Here is a 14623-nt window from a genome sequence, read left to right on the forward strand (position 1 = left end):
CTCTTTTCGTGCATATAGTGGCGAAAGGGGGAATTTCCATGAGAATACTACTACTCGCAGCCTTATTATTCGTAACCGTTCATTTCATCCGACTCGATTTAATGGAAGGCACAATCCCGCTTGCTTCTTTTGTTCAAGAACAGCCTGCATGTGAAGAAGAACAAGTCAAGACGATACCTGTCACAACAGTTGATGGAGATACGATTGAAACACTATTCTCATTGTATCCCGATCCCGAATCTGGCTTCATTGATAGATTGGCTTCCTTCTATTCATTGAACCCACATCTTCAAAATCAACAGATTATTGGAGGCGAGAAAATCGTACTCCCACTTACCGTTATGCAAACGGAAAAATGCATAGAGTCTAATCGATAAGGGTTGTCCCTTGTCTTTTTGCTATGAAGATTGCTAAAATAGTTATAGTTATGAGGCTAATGCCGACTAAGGAGCGAAATAAATGAATGCTATGATAAACAGAAAAAACACACGTCCTGTACGAGTTGGTAACCTGACAATCGGCGGAAGTGATGAGCTTTTCATCCAAAGTATGACAACGACCAAGACACATGACGTCGAAGCAACAGTCGCAGAAATCATGCGTTTAGAAGATGCCGGATGCCAAATTGTCCGTGTTGCGTGTCCAGATGAGCGCGCGGCATATGCTATCGGTGAAATCAAAAAACGCATCAACATTCCTCTTGTCGTCGATATCCATTTCGACTATAAATTAGCGTTGATCGCTATTGAACAAGGGGCAGACAAAATTCGGATTAACCCTGGTAATATCGGAAGACAGGCAAAAGTCGAAGCTGTCGTCAATGCAGCTAAAGCAAAAGGTATTCCGATTCGAATTGGTGTCAACGCCGGTTCACTTGAGAAAAAAATTCTTGAAAAATATGGCTATCCAACTGCCGACGGAATGGTAGAGAGTGCTCTGCATCATATTAAAATATTGGAAGACCTTGATTTCCACGATATCATCGTGTCGTTAAAAGCTTCCGATGTAAATTTAGCGGTCGAAGCGTATCAAAAAGCTGCGGCAGCATTCGATTATCCCTTGCACCTCGGTATTACAGAGTCTGGGACGTTGTTTTCGGGGTCTATTAAGAGCTCTGCGGGCCTCGGCACCCTTCTATCAGCAGGCATCGGCAACACGATGCGTGTATCACTGAGTGCCGATCCTGTCCAAGAGGTTAAAGTGGCACGGGAGTTGTTAAAAATATTCGGTCTTTCCTCAAACGCCGCGACACTTATTTCATGCCCTACATGCGGACGAATTGAAATTGACCTTATTACGATCGCAAATGAAATTGAAGAATATATTTCGCATATTAAAGCTCCACTTAAAGTGGCAGTGCTTGGCTGTGCAGTCAACGGTCCCGGCGAAGCGCGTGAAGCGGATATTGGAATCGCGGGTGCACGTGGCGAAGGCCTTCTCTTCATGAAAGGAAAAACAGTCCGCAAAGTACCGGAAGCAACGATGGTTGAAGAGTTAAAAATCGAAATCGACAAGCTTGCGGAAGAGTATTTCGAAAAGAAAAGACAGGAAGAACTCCTCCTGCAAGGTGAGACAGCGGAATGAGAAACCTCCGCTTCGGCATCGACATTGATGGTACAGTGACATGCCCCACTTCTCTCTTGCCGCATATCAATGAACAGTTCGGATGTAATCTTGTCCTTGATGATATTAAAGAATATGACTTAACAAAAGCATTTACAGTAGATGAAAAAGCATTCTACGAGTGGTATAAAGGTGCGGAGGCACATATTTACAAAACGTCTCCCGCACAACAATATGCCAAAGACATTTTAACTAGCTTTCAAGCGCAGTTTGAACTGTATTACATTTCTGCCCGTGGCCATCATGTCTATGACTCCACGCTGGACTGGTTCAAACAACAGGAAATCCCGTACGATCATATCGAACTTGTCGGAAGTCATTATAAAATTGAGACCGCGAAAAAGTTCGGTGTTCATGCATTTTTTGAAGACAAGCATGACAACGCGGTTGAAATCCATGAAGAACTCGACATTCCTGTCATACTATTTGACACACCGTATAACAGGATGCCGATTCCTGAAGGCGTCATCCGAGTCTACGATTGGCAAGAAGCGAATAGTTGGATCAAGAAGTTATTTCCTATAGAAGAACCATCATTTAATTAAAAAAACGGTGTGAAACTCTCATGATAGAGTTTCACACCGTTTTTTCGACTTAGAATTATGTTTAGCTTCAGCGCCCTAGACCCTCGAGTCGCTTCAAGCCTTGTAGAGACGCCACTACGTACCCGCAAGGCTGCAGGGTACTTAGTGGGGAGGGATTGAACTTCATCCCTCCTTGTCGCGACAGGACGTCACGGTTTTAAGACCGCTTCCTCTTAAGTGGCGCACTTATGCTGCGTTCCTTTTAGGCGCCTTCCGCTTTTCATTGTGTCTAGCTTCAGGCGCCAGCCGCTCTGGTCATAAGCAATCCAGCTATGTGGCAAAGATCGCCACGTCGCTGGATCGACTTATGCCTGTCGCATCTGGAAGGCGCCTTCCGCTTTTCATTGTTCCACACATAGCGGACATTTTCCGTAGATTTCGAATTTATGTCCTTCCACTTCATAGTCGGGTAAATTAACAGTAATCATTTCCATAGGGCAATGCGGGATGCTGCGCGTCTTACCACATGCAGTACAGATGAAATGATGATGGTGGATGCCTGGATCACATTGCATACGGAAATTTCGTTCCCCATTCAAATCGGTTTCTTCCAGAATACCGAGTTCAGAAAACGTCGTCAAGTTTCGATAAATTGTATCGAAACTTATTCCAGGGTTATCCTTCGCCATGAAATTCTTCACTTCAAGAGCCGTTAAATAGCGGTCTTTATGCGAAAAGAACTGTAAAATTGTATCTCTATTTTTCGTCCGTTTAAATTGATTTTCCTGAAGAATCCGCCATGCCTCATCGAGTGTCATACCAACTCCCCCTTCACTGTACGGGCATTACGTCCGCCTTGTATTTTCTTCCAAGCGAGTACCACTAACAAAATAACTATCGATGTGACGACAATCGTTCCCCCCGGAGCAATATCAAGATAATAGGCAGAAACAAGTCCAATGATAACCGCTAACTCACCGAAAATAATGGAGTAGATCATCGCGCTCTTAAAACTTTTCGCAAGTTGGATAGCTGCCGCTACCGGAATCGTCATAAGTGATGATACAAGTAAAATACCGACAATCCGCATAGAAGCCCCAATAACAAGCGCTACAATGATCATGAACACCATCTGGATATAGCGTGAATTAATACCAGAAACCTTGGCATACTCCCCATCGAATGATAAGGCAAATAGTTCTTTATAAAGAAATCGGATATAAGTGATGACAATGATTGCAATGATGATAACAACGAAAAGATCCTGCCTGCTAACCGCTGACACTGAACCGAATAAATAGCCAATCAAATCAGAGCCATAGCCTTTCGATAATGAGATGAAAATAGCGCCAAGGCCAATACCTGCCGACAAAATAACCGGAATTGCAAGTTCTTCATAATGACGGTATGCCCCCCGTAACTTCTCAATCAGTAGTGACCCACCTACTGCAGATGCGATCCCAAGGTAAACTGGGTTCAGCGCAGCAAAGAAGAGCACTTGCTGGCTTAAATAAAGGCTTCCAGCGATTCCCGCAAGTGCAACATGACTGAGCGCATCCGCAATCAGGGAAAGACGTCTGACGACGATAAACAAGCCAAGTAAAGGAGCGATGACACCGATGATTAAGCCGGAAAGAAATGCATTTTGCAAAAACTCATACGATAAAATATCATTAATCATCGTTCCACCTCATCCGTGTGCTGATGGACGCGGCGAACTGGGTGTCCATACCATCTAGAAACGTCATCATCTTCCATCTTTTTATAATCGGATTGTTTACCGTGAAAATGAATTGTTCGGTTCAAACAAGCCACATGGGTTGCGAGATCAGTAACAAGGTCAATTTCATGAGTCACAAGTAAAATCGCAATTCCGTGCTCACGATTTAATGTATTGAGCATAGAATAAAACGACGCGACATTTTGCTGATCAATACCAACTGTCGGTTCATCCATAATAAGAAGATCTGGTTTTCCTGCAAGCGCTCTTGCAATGAACACACGCTGCTGCTGGCCACCGGAGAGCTCGCCCATATTCCGTTGTGCGAAAGTGTCCATACCGACTATGCTAAGCGCTTCTAATGTTCGCTGCTCATCTTTTTTTGAAAAGCTTTTGAACATTCCTACTTTCCGAGTTAATCCGCTCCGCACAACTTCAAGAACGGTTGCTGGGAAACCAGAGTTAAAAGAATTGGATTTCTGTGAAACATAGCCAATCCGTTCCCGGTGCTTAAATGATTCTATTTCCGAACCGAAAAGCTTTACTGTTCCACTCGTTGGTTGTAAGAGACCGAGAATAATATTGATGAGTGTTGATTTACCAGAACCATTTGGCCCTATCAACGCCCAAAATTCACCCTCTCCTACCTCAAGAGAAATATGATCAAGGGCGATTGACTGTTCATAATTGAAACTGACATCGTCCAATTGAATAAGATTATTTGTCATTTTACTATCCTTTCTTTGAAACAGGAATCATTCCGATTCACTCGTCAAATTATAAACCATGACACGACCGGATACAACCATTTAAGAAAGAAGGGATTATTAGTGGATTATGCTCAACTACTGAATGAAGTCAAAATGAGAAGTGATGATGAAGTGAAAATCATTGCAAAGCAATATGGAATTGACTTTTCTAAGACAGAAATAAGGGCACTTCGACCATTGCTTGATGAAATTTCTTTCCATTGGCTTTTCACCGGTGTTCCTGAAACGTTTATCAATAAAATCCGTGGAGCTATTGGTGATAGAAAGACTGAAATCCTATTCAAGAAGTATTTAGACTCCACCAAGTGATAAATTTATTTAAAAGAAGAAAACCCGCCTGCGTATATATACTTTGCAGGCGGGTTTTCTATTTAAATTCTTAGCAGATCAATCTTATCTGGTTGAAACGATTTCGCCTTAAACATTTCTATCTCAAATTTATAAGGTGCCGATTTTTTCTTTGGATCCAGACCCACAAATGGTGTTTCAAGAATTTTAGGAATCGATTGGAATCCTTCATGATGGACAATATAAGAAAGTGGTTCAAAGCCGATATGGCCGAAACCTATATTTTCATGTCGGTCCTTCATTGCACCGCGCTCGTTCTTACTATCATTAACATGAATAACAGATATTCTGTCCATGCCCACAATTTTATCGAACTCGTTTAGCACTCCTTCAAAATCACCAACGATATCATAGCCCGCATCATGAACGTGACAAGTATCAAAACAAACCGATAAACGCTCGTTATGTGTGACTCCATCGATAATCGCGGCAATTTCATCAAAGTTACGACCGCATTCAGTCCCTTTCCCTGCCATCGTTTCGAGAGCTATGCGGACTGGATAGTCCTGGGAAAGCACTTCATTTAGTCCTTCGATAATTTTCGCGATCCCTAGGTCAACACCAGCACCAACATGCGCGCCTGGATGAAGAACAATCTGGTCAACGCCAAGTGCAGCTGTGCGCTCGATTTCACTTTGAAGGAAGTCGACACCAAGTCTGAATGTCTCGGGCTTTAACGTATTAGCAATATTGATAATATACGGAGCATGGACGACGATATTTGACTGACCATTTTCCTCCATACTAAGATGGCCCGCTGCAATATTCAGTTCCTCAATCGGCTTCCTCCGTGTGTTCTGGGGTGCACCGGTATAAATCATGAATGTAGTTGCTCCGTAACTTGCAGCTTCCACGCTTGAGCCTAACAACATTTTGCTTCCGCTCATCGAAACATGGGAGCCAAGCAATAGTGGCTTATCATTTGTCATTTTTTACGTTTCAGTCTCCTTTCTCTCTTTTTGAAGCTCTCTACTTGCTGAGCCATTTTCTTTTTATAGCCTGGTTTCACTTTCGACGGCTTTGGTACGAATGAGATTGCTTTACGGTCAATATCATCTACTTCTTTTACTCGATTTCGTCTTGAATGACGCTCTTTTACTTCAACCCACTCACCATTTTTTACTTCTTCATGAACAAACGGAATACCCATCTTTTCAATTCTGACTACTTTATCGTCTTCAGAAGGTTCATACAGTGTAATTGCCGTTCCCTTAAGCCCAGCACGTGCAGTACGTCCCACGCGGTGAATGAAAAATTCAAGGTCATCAGGAAGTTCGAAGTTAATAACGTGACTGACACCAGGAATATCAATTCCGCGTGCCGCAAGGTCTGTCGCTACTATATATTGGAATTCTAGATCCCGGATTTGCTTCATCATTCGTGTCCGTTCACGCGGTGTTAAATCGCCGTGAATTCTTCCGACTTTAATGCCGCTTTCTGCAAGGTAAGTTGCGAGTCCTTCAGCGTTTTGTCTTGTATTCATAAAGATGATTGCCAAATAAGGATTGATCCCTTCCATTACTTGCAGTAACTTTTTCTTTTTACTCATACTGCGAACAGGTACTAGGGAGTAGTGCATCCCTTCCGTCAATGGTTTGCGTTCACCAATTTTTACATGAACAGGTGATTCCATGTATTTAGTTAGGAACGGTTTTAGCTTTTCCGGAATCGTTGCAGAAAATACGTACATTTCAAGTTTAGCAGGCATTTTTGCTGCGAACTTATCGATATCTTCAATAAAGCCCATGTCGAATGCAAGGTCCGCTTCATCTATAACCAAGATTTTTGCTGTATGAATTACAAGTGCCCCATTTTCGGACATATCGTTAATTCGTCCTGGCGTTCCAACGATAATATGCGGATTCGATTTTAATTTCCCGATAGACCGCTGCTTGTCCGTACCACCTATGAGCAGCGAACTGCGCACCTCCGTGCCTTCTGTCATCTTCGCAAGTTCATTGTACAGTTGCGTCGCCAACTCTCTTGTCGGGGCCGTGATAACTGCTTGCAGTTCATCGACAGTTGCATCTGTCCGTTGTAATATCGGTATAAGGAAACTGTGGGATTTCCCCGTTCCTGTATGTGCTTGTCCGATTGCATTTGTACCCTTCAGAATAAGCGGTATGATTTCCTTTTGGATCGGTGTCGGATTTTCAAAGCCGAGCCTCCCGATTGCTTCCCGTAAAAACGGTTTAAATTGATAGTCTGTAAATTTAGACATTCGTAACCCTCCTAATGTACACCTATTATAACACGATTTCGTTCCGCCGTATGCGATTTTCGCATAGTATACTATGTGAAAGTCCATTCTGATTTATTGAAAGGAGATAATTATGAGATATGAATCCTTTTATCCATTCGCGCGACAACAACCGCCACCGGCTCCTATGGGACAAATGAACTTCGGACCACCTCCTCAAATGGGGCAATTGCAGGCACCTATACAACCATTCATGAATGGTCCACAGAACGATCCATTTGGTGGCCCTATAGGGGGTCCACAGAACAATCCATTAGGTGCTCAAATGAATGGCCCGCAGAACAATCCATTAGGTGGTGGCCCTATGGGTGGTCCAGGAGAGCAACCAATTCCATCAAAAATGGAATCGTATATGCAAACGGCAAACCAATTCTTAAACACAGCCCAGCAATTCGCTCCTGTGGTCCAACAATTCGCACCAATGGTTCAAAACTTGCCCGCAATGTGGAGATTGTACAAAGGCTTTCAATCACTTCCGGTAGCCGGTGCCGCTAGTTTACCTACAAGTGGAGCAGCTGCCGCACGGTCAGTTGCTAATGTCACTTCCGGACTGTCAGCCCCCCGTATTTTTCAGCCGCCCATCCGATAATTTTGAATCCGCCGTCCAACTCCGTTATAATGGATGGTAGATCCTATTAGAGGAGTGAAACGACATGAAAGTATTAAAGATTACCCCTAGAGGTTATTGCTATGGGGTTGTCGATGCAATGATCATCGCAAGAAATGCGGCACTCGACAAAACATTGCCGAGACCCATTTATATATTGGGAATGATTGTCCATAACAAACATGTTACAGATGCGTTTGAAGAAGATGGCATCATCACGATTGATGGTGAAAATCGTCTAGAAATTCTTGAAAAAGTTGAGACGGGTACAGTGATTTTCACAGCACATGGTGTTTCTCCTGAAGTGCGGGAGCTTGCGAAAAGAAAAGGCCTTGTATCGATTGATGCAACTTGTCCTGATGTAACTGTCACCCATGACTTGATTGGGGAAAAAACTGCAGAAGGCTACGACATCATTTACATCGGAAAAAAATATCATCCAGAACCAGAAGGTGCAATCGGTGTGGCACCTCACGCGGTCCATTTGATAGAAACGATTAAGGATGTCGAAAATCTTACTGTACAGAACCCTAAATTGCTTGTCACAAACCAAACAACAATGAGCCAATGGGATGTTGTTCACATTATGGACGCACTTAAACTGAAATATCCACATATCGAAGTTCATAAGGAAATTTGTCTTGCTACTCAAGTAAGGCAGGAGGCCGTCGCACAGCATGCCGGGGAATCAGACCTTCTTATCGTCGTAGGAGATCCGAAGAGCAACAACTCGAATCGCCTGACACAAGTCTCTGTCGAAATTGCCAACACTCCATCATACCGAATCTCGGATCTTTCGGAACTCGATGTGAAGTGGTTGGAAGGTGTTGAAACTGTCTCTGTCACTGCGGGTGCTTCGACACCAACTTTGATTGTTCGTGAAGTAATTGCTTTCCTTGAGAAGTTCGATCCTGAAGATACTTCTACACATCTTCCAGAACGGAAATTCCTAGTAGAAAAAATTCTACCTAAAATTAAAAACCCTACACCTGTGATACGAATTGAACCGTACACAACAACTTAAGATAAGCTTCTGGCGCTTAGAGCTAGACACTATTCCGTGTTGAAAAACATATTTTCATCTTTAAAGTGAACCAGCCTCTTTTACAGAGGCTGGTTTTTTTCGTCAAACATTATCAAATGAAAGTAAACGGTTCTGTGACAATTTTCGATTCGATAAACGAGACATTATAGCTAGCCTGCGCGCAAGCTGCCTGCATATAGTCTGCAACGCCTTGAATCATCACTTTCTCAATATTGTGCCCCGGGTCAATGACAGCAATACCCATCGCTTCTGCGTCATGTGCAACATGGTAATACAAATCCCCGGTTACCAGAACATCCGCTCCGCTTCGTTTAGCAGCTCCTATATATTTATTCCCATCTCCGCCCAAGACAGCAACTTTTCGAATCTGCTTGTTTGGATCACCCACAAATCGAAGTGCCGGGACATCAAAAGCTTTTTTTACAAGTTCCGCAAATTGTCCAAGCGTTGTCTTTTCCAAAAGTTTCCCAACACGACCAAGACCATAGTCAGTTGACTGTTGATCAAGAACGACTAAATCATACGCAGGTTCTTCGTATGGATGGACTTCTAACATCGCTTTTAGTACCTTACTGCGAATAGGTCCAGGGACAACCACTTCGATTCTTTCCTCTTCAACTGCCTCACTTTTACCCATTTCACCAATAAACGGCTCAGCCCCCTCGACAGGTGTGAAACGCCCAATACCTGATGCGCTAAAACTGCATCCGACATAATCGCCAATTGCACCAGCACCCGCTTTTTCCAGCGTTTGTCTAATGTCATCCGCATGTGTTGCGGGGCTGAAGACAACCAGTTTATAAAGTGACTCAGAATGCGTCGACTCAACTATTTTCGTGTCAACCAAACCAAGTTTTTCAGCGAGCATATCATTCACTCCGCCCGGTGCAACGTCAAGATTTGTATGTGCCGCATAGACAGCTATATCATTTTTAATGCACTTTTCGATCATGCTACCTTGCGGCGTGTCTGTTAATAGGCTTTTCAACGGCCTGAAGATTGGTGGATGGTGCGCGATAATAAGGTTGGCACCTTTTCGAATCGCCTCATCAATCACTTCTTCATTGACATCCAATGTAACAAGCACATTTTCTACAGTTCGATTCAATTGCCCGATATGAAGACCGACTGGATCTCCATCCATTGCAAATCGTTTTGGGGACCACTTTTCAAAAAGCGCAATAATTTCATGACCATTCACTTTTTTCACGTTGTCAACACCTTCCTAACTAACGCAATATGACGTGCCAACTGTACTTTTTTCGTTTTTATTGCCTCTGTTTCAATTGTTTTTTCGAGGGAATCAAGTACGCGATTCCATTCCGACAATTCACTTTCCCACTTTTCAATGAATACGTCGGTTTTTGAAGTCAATAACAAAGGTCCTGCCATTAATTCTAGTTCCTCATAGACCGCTTGCCCTTTTTCCATCACGATAATTTCATATATTTTGCCGTCTTCTTTCAAAATGTGTTCTTTTATTATTTTCCAACCGTTAGAAACGGCCCATTCTCGGATTGCTCTAGAATATATATTCGGTTGTGCGATGATTCGCTTCACTTGAGAAAGACGGTCTTTTCCGCTCTCCAAAATTGTAGCGATGAGCGGTCCACCCATCCCCGCGATTGTCACCGTATCGACAGCATCATTTTCTTCAATAGCGAATAAACCATCTGCCAATCGCACGGTAATCGCATCGGAAAAACCTTCACGTCTCACATTTTTAACCGCAGACTCAAATGGCCCTTTGGCTACTTCTCCTGCGACTGCCCCCTTCACTTTCTTTGTATGAATGAGGAAACATGGCAAATAAGCATGGTCGCTGCCGATATCTGCAACGACTGCACCCTCGTCAACGAAAGAAGCAACCGCCTTCAATCTGTTAGATAATCGTTCGGAATTCAATTGATCGCCGCCTTTCAATACTTTTATTGTATTGGATTTTGTCGTATTTTGCACTTTATCCTATTTGTTGAAATTAAGAATCCTATTGAATTCGCAGCGGGGCTAAGAGTAACCTTCGCTTTGTTTATGTAAGTATTCAATTGTTCAACATAAAAAACAGAAAAAGCCATCAGTTTACAGAAATGCTCTGCTAACTGACAGCTCTTCCTAATTAAGGATTATTTAAGTGATAAAATATAATCTGCCATAGCGTCAAGCTCGGCATCATCCGAAACGAGTCCTGCTGGCATTCCGCCATCAGTACCGTCTTTTATGATGTTTTTAATTTCATCCTTAGACAGTTTAGTTCCAACCAGTCCTGGTCCCATTCCGCCTGTAAGGTCTCCACCGTGACAGCCGATACATTTCCCTTGAGCAACTGCTTCAGCATCAAATTCCGCAGAACTTGGAGCTTCTTCAGTTACCCCCTCTTCGCCTTGTTCAGCGATTTCACTTTTCTGTTCAAGTCCATAAAGGGACATGAAGAAAATAAGACCGATTCCAAGCGCAAAAATAAGAATATAAGGAATTATTGGATTTTTTCCCATTGAATTACCCTCCTTTATCAGGATCTATTCTGTAATGAATACAGTACACAACTATTATTGTACTGTATTCAATAGAAAACTGAAAGGGTTAACGATGATCTTTTCGGTGTTTGTGACAATTTCGACAAATATTTTATTATTATCTAGCTACAGGCACCAAATGCTCGGGTCTAAGCGGGTGCAAGACGCTTTTATTGTTAACAGCCAATTAGTCTGGCAATGACCATTCTTTGGACTTCCGAAGTTCCTTCTCCAATTTCAAGAAGCTTGGCATCCCTCATATAGCGTTCGACTTCATATTCTTTCATATAGCCATAACCGCCATGAATCTGGATTGCTTCACTCGCTACTTCCATAGCAATTTCCGATGCATATAGTTTACACATGGAAGCTTCTTTCGAGAATGGACGTCCTTGATCTTTCAGCCATGCTGCTTTATGGACCATATTGCGTGCAAGCTCAATTTTCATCGCCATATCTGCCAGCTTAAATTGTGTTATTTGGAATTCAGAAAGAGTTTTGCCGAATTGCTTACGTTCTTTAGAGTAGCGGAGTGCCCGGTCAAATGCCGCCTGAGCGATTCCTACTGCCATAGCACCGATCCCAATACGTCCACCGTCTAATGTTACGAGGAATTGTCGGAAACCGTTACCTTGAGTCCCTAACAGGTTCTCTTTTGGTACTCGGACGTTGTCAAGCACAAGTTCTGTCGTATTAGAAGCATTTAGCCCCATTTTTTCATAGTTATCAATAACCGTGAAGCCTTCTGCATCAGTCGGAACGATTATTGCACTAATTTCTTTCTTTCCGTCTTCATTCCCAGTGATAGCAGTAATTGCAAGGTGCTTGGCATAGCTCGCATTCGTGATAAACACTTTAGAACCGGTGATGACATAATCGTCCCCGTCTTCTTTTGCTGTCGTTTGCGTCCCCCCCGCATCCGAGCCCGCATTCGATTCTGTCAATCCAAATGCGCCTAATGATTCCCCTGTACAAATTGGCGTCAAATACCTCTGTTTCTGTTCTTCAGTGCCAAATAGGTTGAGCGGTGCCCCTCCCAAAGAAATATGCGCCGAATATGTAATTCCTGTTGATGCACATGCCCGGCTCAGTTCTTCCGTAACAATTGCGAAACTTACTGTGTCGGCTCCTCCGCCCCCATATTCCTCAGAAAACGGTAAACCCATCATTCCCATTTCGGAGAGCTGTTTAAACACCTGTACTGGAAATTCTTTTGTCCGGTCGCGGTCGATTGCACCTGGTGCAACAACTTCATCTGCGAATTCCCGAATCATTTTTTTAATCATCTGTTGTTCTTCTGTCAAATCGAAATTCAACATCTTCATCCCCTTTGTTGTGAACGCTTACAATTTCAATTATAACGAATTGTCTACCGTTTTCACAACTATTACTGAAAGAATAGGAGAATTCAGAACGAAACAAGTAAAAATACGATGATTAATAGTAGCCCAGCTGCACCAGAGATTGTGAAATACTGTAATTTTAGCATACGTCCTGCAAATAGCCAGAGCGCACAGTTCAACATAAGTAATCCGATTAGTAACATCGTATGCCCATCGAAAAAGACAACCCATAGCTTCAGTGACATTAATAACAACATCAAGGATGCCAGTATGTATAAAATAGGTGCTATTCCCATTTGAATCATTGATTTACGCATCGTCAACAGGAGAAACGAGAACAAAACAACAGCCGTCAAGGTAAGTGTCCACCCTGGGTATTGGGTAAATACGAACATGCCTCCACTAACGATTATCGCTAGTATGGTCATCAAAACAATTTTCCGTTCCAATTTCTTTTTTTCCTTGACAAGAATGGCTTCGGTGGCTTTCACTTCCTTCTCATCCTGCCCTTGAGCATAGAGAGTAATTAGAAAATCACAGTAATGTTCCGGCAACAACTTATTCTGCTTCCAATATTTTATTTCCGAAATAATCATTCGTTTTCGCTGTGGATTCATAGTATAAATCGCTCCTTGAAAAGTGTAGGTAAATCGGAGAGCGCCAATCAGCTGCCCTGTTGCTTAACAGTGAAAAAAGCATCGGCACAAATTATGCCGATGCCCTTTTTTATTCAAGAAAGTCTTTTAGTCGTTTACTTCTAGATGGGTGACGCAGTTTGCGTAATGCTTTTGCCTCGATTTGACGAATTCGTTCACGGGTTACGCCAAACACTTTACCGACTTCTTCAAGTGTTCTTGTACGACCATCATCAAGACCAAAACGCAGACGAAGCACGTTTTCTTCCCTGTCTGTCAACGTATCGAGTACGTCTTCCAGTTGTTCTTTCAATAACTCATATGCTGCATGATCAGACGGTGACTGAGCCTCTGAGTCTTCTATGAAGTCACCGAGGTGAGAATCATCTTCTTCCCCAATTGGCGTTTCAAGTGATACAGGTTCTTGTGCAATTTTTAGGATTTCACGTACTTTTTCAGCAGTTAAATCCATTTCTTCTCCAATTTCCTCTGGAGATGGTTCACGACCAAGATCCTGTAGTAATTGACGCTGAACACGAATCAACTTATTGATGGTTTCAACCATATGAACTGGAATCCGGATTGTACGGGCTTGGTCCGCGATTGCACGGGTGATTGCCTGACGTATCCACCACGTTGCGTACGTACTGAACTTGAAGCCTTTCGTATGGTCGAATTTCTCGACTGCTTTAATGAGCCCCATGTTTCCTTCTTGAATTAAATCAAGGAACAGCATGCCACGTCCGACATACCGTTTTGCAATACTTACGACTAGACGCAAGTTGGCTTCTGCAAGCCTCTTTTTCGCCTCTTCATCGCCATCCAGGATGCGAATTGCAAGTTCAACTTCCTCCGCACCTGTCAGTAAATCGACACGCCCAATTTCTTTCAAGTACATTCTTACAGGATCGTTGATTTTAACACCTGGTGGGACACTGAGGTCATTCAAATCGAACTTTTCTTCTGCCACTACTTTCCCCTCATCGCCGGCTTCTTCATCGGCTTTGCGGTCCATTTCAATTCCTTGTACTTCAATCAAATCAAGGAATTCTTCGAACTGTTCAGGTTCCATTTCAAACACAGATAACTTCTCAGTTACCTCATCGAGCGTAAGTTCACCTGTTTTCTTTCCGGCCTCCAACAGGTTTGCCTTCACTTCTTCAACAGTCATTTCAATTTCCATATCTTCTGTTTGCTCTTTTTTGCTCATCTTACCCGTTCCTCCTAAGTACACC

Annotated in this window: 17 protein-coding genes; 6 read left to right on the forward strand and 11 right to left on the reverse strand. The window is 42.9% G+C overall.

Going from position 1 to position 14623, the window contains the following annotated elements; genetic code table 11:
- Positions 1 to 38 precede the first annotated feature (38 nt).
- From ACP8HG_RS07735 to ACP8HG_RS07745, 3 genes are all read left to right on the forward strand, one after another.
- Positions 39 to 377, forward strand: a complete 339-nt coding sequence (locus ACP8HG_RS07735) for a hypothetical protein (RefSeq protein ID WP_340742238.1) — start codon at positions 39 to 41, stop codon at positions 375 to 377.
- 82 nt (positions 378 to 459) lie between these two features.
- Entirely contained in the window at positions 460 to 1584 is a 1125-nt protein-coding gene (gene ispG, locus ACP8HG_RS07740; RefSeq protein WP_067210215.1) for a flavodoxin-dependent (E)-4-hydroxy-3-methylbut-2-enyl-diphosphate synthase, read from the forward strand.
- Positions 1581 to 2168 (forward strand): 5' nucleotidase, NT5C type, encoded by a 588-nt coding sequence (locus ACP8HG_RS07745; protein WP_067210218.1) that lies wholly within the window; start codon positions 1581 to 1583, stop codon positions 2166 to 2168. Before ispG ends, ACP8HG_RS07745 begins: the two co-directional genes overlap by 4 nt.
- A gap of 380 nt (positions 2169 to 2548) precedes the next feature.
- Here ACP8HG_RS07745 and ACP8HG_RS07750 read toward each other — a convergent pair whose 3' ends face one another.
- The 3 genes from ACP8HG_RS07750 to ACP8HG_RS07760 are packed head-to-tail and all read right to left on the reverse strand — an operon-like array spanning position 2549 to position 4595.
- Positions 2549 to 2965 carry a Fur family transcriptional regulator gene (locus ACP8HG_RS07750; protein ID WP_067210219.1) on the reverse strand — a complete coding sequence of 139 codons (417 nt, stop codon included), beginning with the start codon at positions 2963 to 2965 and terminating at the stop codon, positions 2549 to 2551.
- Entirely contained in the window at positions 2962 to 3828 is an 867-nt protein-coding gene (locus tag ACP8HG_RS07755; protein ID WP_338656420.1) for a metal ABC transporter permease, read from the reverse strand. The genes ACP8HG_RS07750 and ACP8HG_RS07755 overlap by 4 nt, the downstream gene beginning before the upstream one ends.
- Complete coding sequence (locus tag ACP8HG_RS07760) at positions 3825 to 4595, reverse strand: metal ABC transporter ATP-binding protein (RefSeq protein ID WP_067210223.1); 771 nt, start codon at positions 4593 to 4595, stop codon at positions 3825 to 3827. The genes ACP8HG_RS07755 and ACP8HG_RS07760 overlap by 4 nt, the downstream gene beginning before the upstream one ends.
- A 102-nt stretch (positions 4596 to 4697) precedes the next feature.
- Here ACP8HG_RS07760 and ACP8HG_RS07765 point away from each other — a divergent pair, with 102 nt between their 5' ends.
- Complete coding sequence (locus tag ACP8HG_RS07765) at positions 4698 to 4946, forward strand: hypothetical protein (protein ID WP_067210225.1); 249 nt, start codon at positions 4698 to 4700, stop codon at positions 4944 to 4946.
- Between the two features lie 62 nt (positions 4947 to 5008).
- On the opposite strand, the gene ACP8HG_RS07770 is transcribed toward ACP8HG_RS07765, so the two are convergent.
- On the reverse strand, positions 5009 to 5914 hold the full coding sequence (locus ACP8HG_RS07770; RefSeq protein ID WP_067210228.1) for a deoxyribonuclease IV: 906 nt from the start codon (positions 5912 to 5914) through the stop codon (positions 5009 to 5011).
- A complete protein-coding gene (locus ACP8HG_RS07775) occupies positions 5911 to 7206 on the reverse strand; it encodes a DEAD/DEAH box helicase (RefSeq protein WP_338656415.1) in 1296 nt (431 codons plus the stop codon). Before ACP8HG_RS07775 ends, ACP8HG_RS07770 begins: the two co-directional genes overlap by 4 nt.
- A gap of 112 nt (positions 7207 to 7318) precedes the next feature.
- On the opposite strand from ACP8HG_RS07775, the gene vrrA reads away from it, so the two are divergent.
- Both vrrA and ACP8HG_RS07785 read left to right on the forward strand, forming a co-directional pair.
- Positions 7319 to 7834 carry a VrrA/YqfQ family protein gene (gene vrrA, locus ACP8HG_RS07780; protein ID WP_338656413.1) on the forward strand — a complete coding sequence of 172 codons (516 nt, stop codon included), beginning with the start codon at positions 7319 to 7321 and terminating at the stop codon, positions 7832 to 7834.
- Positions 7835 to 7898: 64 nt separating this feature from the next.
- Positions 7899 to 8876 (forward strand): 4-hydroxy-3-methylbut-2-enyl diphosphate reductase, encoded by a 978-nt coding sequence (locus ACP8HG_RS07785; RefSeq protein ID WP_067210236.1) that lies wholly within the window; start codon positions 7899 to 7901, stop codon positions 8874 to 8876.
- Positions 8877 to 8988: 112 nt separating this feature from the next.
- Here the strand turns inward: ACP8HG_RS07785 and ACP8HG_RS07790 are convergent, their stop codons facing one another.
- From ACP8HG_RS07790 to rpoD, 6 genes are all read right to left on the reverse strand, one after another.
- Complete coding sequence (locus tag ACP8HG_RS07790) at positions 8989 to 10107, reverse strand: Nif3-like dinuclear metal center hexameric protein (RefSeq protein ID WP_338656412.1); 1119 nt, start codon at positions 10105 to 10107, stop codon at positions 8989 to 8991.
- A complete protein-coding gene (locus tag ACP8HG_RS07795; RefSeq protein WP_438298458.1) occupies positions 10104 to 10856 on the reverse strand; it encodes a tRNA (adenine(22)-N(1))-methyltransferase in 753 nt (250 codons plus the stop codon). Before ACP8HG_RS07795 ends, ACP8HG_RS07790 begins: the two co-directional genes overlap by 4 nt.
- Before the next feature lie 164 nt (positions 10857 to 11020).
- Positions 11021 to 11389 carry a cytochrome c550 gene (gene cccA, locus ACP8HG_RS07800; protein ID WP_067210244.1) on the reverse strand — a complete coding sequence of 123 codons (369 nt, stop codon included), beginning with the start codon at positions 11387 to 11389 and terminating at the stop codon, positions 11021 to 11023.
- A gap of 197 nt (positions 11390 to 11586) precedes the next feature.
- Complete coding sequence (locus ACP8HG_RS07805; RefSeq protein ID WP_067213966.1) at positions 11587 to 12726, reverse strand: acyl-CoA dehydrogenase family protein; 1140 nt, start codon at positions 12724 to 12726, stop codon at positions 11587 to 11589.
- Positions 12727 to 12818: 92 nt separating this feature from the next.
- Positions 12819 to 13370, reverse strand: a complete 552-nt coding sequence (locus tag ACP8HG_RS07810; protein WP_187045105.1) for a hypothetical protein — start codon at positions 13368 to 13370, stop codon at positions 12819 to 12821.
- A gap of 109 nt (positions 13371 to 13479) precedes the next feature.
- A complete protein-coding gene (gene rpoD, locus ACP8HG_RS07815) occupies positions 13480 to 14598 on the reverse strand; it encodes an RNA polymerase sigma factor RpoD (RefSeq protein ID WP_067210248.1) in 1119 nt (372 codons plus the stop codon).
- Positions 14599 to 14623 lie beyond the last annotated feature (25 nt).

This window comes from Sporosarcina sp. FA15, from assembly GCF_051550195.1.
GTDB classification, from domain to species: domain Bacteria; phylum Bacillota; class Bacilli; order Bacillales_A; family Planococcaceae; genus Sporosarcina; species Sporosarcina psychrophila.

Coding starts and splice junctions, on each gene's coding strand:
- ACP8HG_RS07735 (WP_340742238.1), top strand. CDS start 39: ATGAGAATACTACTACTCGCAGCCTTATTATTCGTAACCGTTCATTTC.
- ispG (WP_067210215.1), top strand. CDS start 460: ATGAATGCTATGATAAACAGAAAAAACACACGTCCTGTACGAGTTGGT.
- ACP8HG_RS07745 (WP_067210218.1), top strand. CDS start 1,581: ATGAGAAACCTCCGCTTCGGCATCGACATTGATGGTACAGTGACATGC.
- ACP8HG_RS07750 (WP_067210219.1), bottom strand. CDS start 2,965: ATGACACTCGATGAGGCATGGCGGATTCTTCAGGAAAATCAATTTAAA.
- ACP8HG_RS07755 (WP_338656420.1), bottom strand. CDS start 3,828: ATGATTAATGATATTTTATCGTATGAGTTTTTGCAAAATGCATTTCTT.
- ACP8HG_RS07760 (WP_067210223.1), bottom strand. CDS start 4,595: ATGACAAATAATCTTATTCAATTGGACGATGTCAGTTTCAATTATGAA.
- ACP8HG_RS07770 (WP_067210228.1), bottom strand. CDS start 5,914: ATGACAAATGATAAGCCACTATTGCTTGGCTCCCATGTTTCGATGAGC.
- ACP8HG_RS07775 (WP_338656415.1), bottom strand. CDS start 7,206: ATGTCTAAATTTACAGACTATCAATTTAAACCGTTTTTACGGGAAGCA.
- vrrA (WP_338656413.1), top strand. CDS start 7,319: ATGAGATATGAATCCTTTTATCCATTCGCGCGACAACAACCGCCACCG.
- ACP8HG_RS07785 (WP_067210236.1), top strand. CDS start 7,899: ATGAAAGTATTAAAGATTACCCCTAGAGGTTATTGCTATGGGGTTGTC.
- cccA (WP_067210244.1), bottom strand. CDS start 11,389: ATGGGAAAAAATCCAATAATTCCTTATATTCTTATTTTTGCGCTTGGA.
- ACP8HG_RS07810 (WP_187045105.1), bottom strand. CDS start 13,370: ATGAATCCACAGCGAAAACGAATGATTATTTCGGAAATAAAATATTGG.
- rpoD (WP_067210248.1), bottom strand. CDS start 14,598: ATGAGCAAAAAAGAGCAAACAGAAGATATGGAAATTGAAATGACTGTT.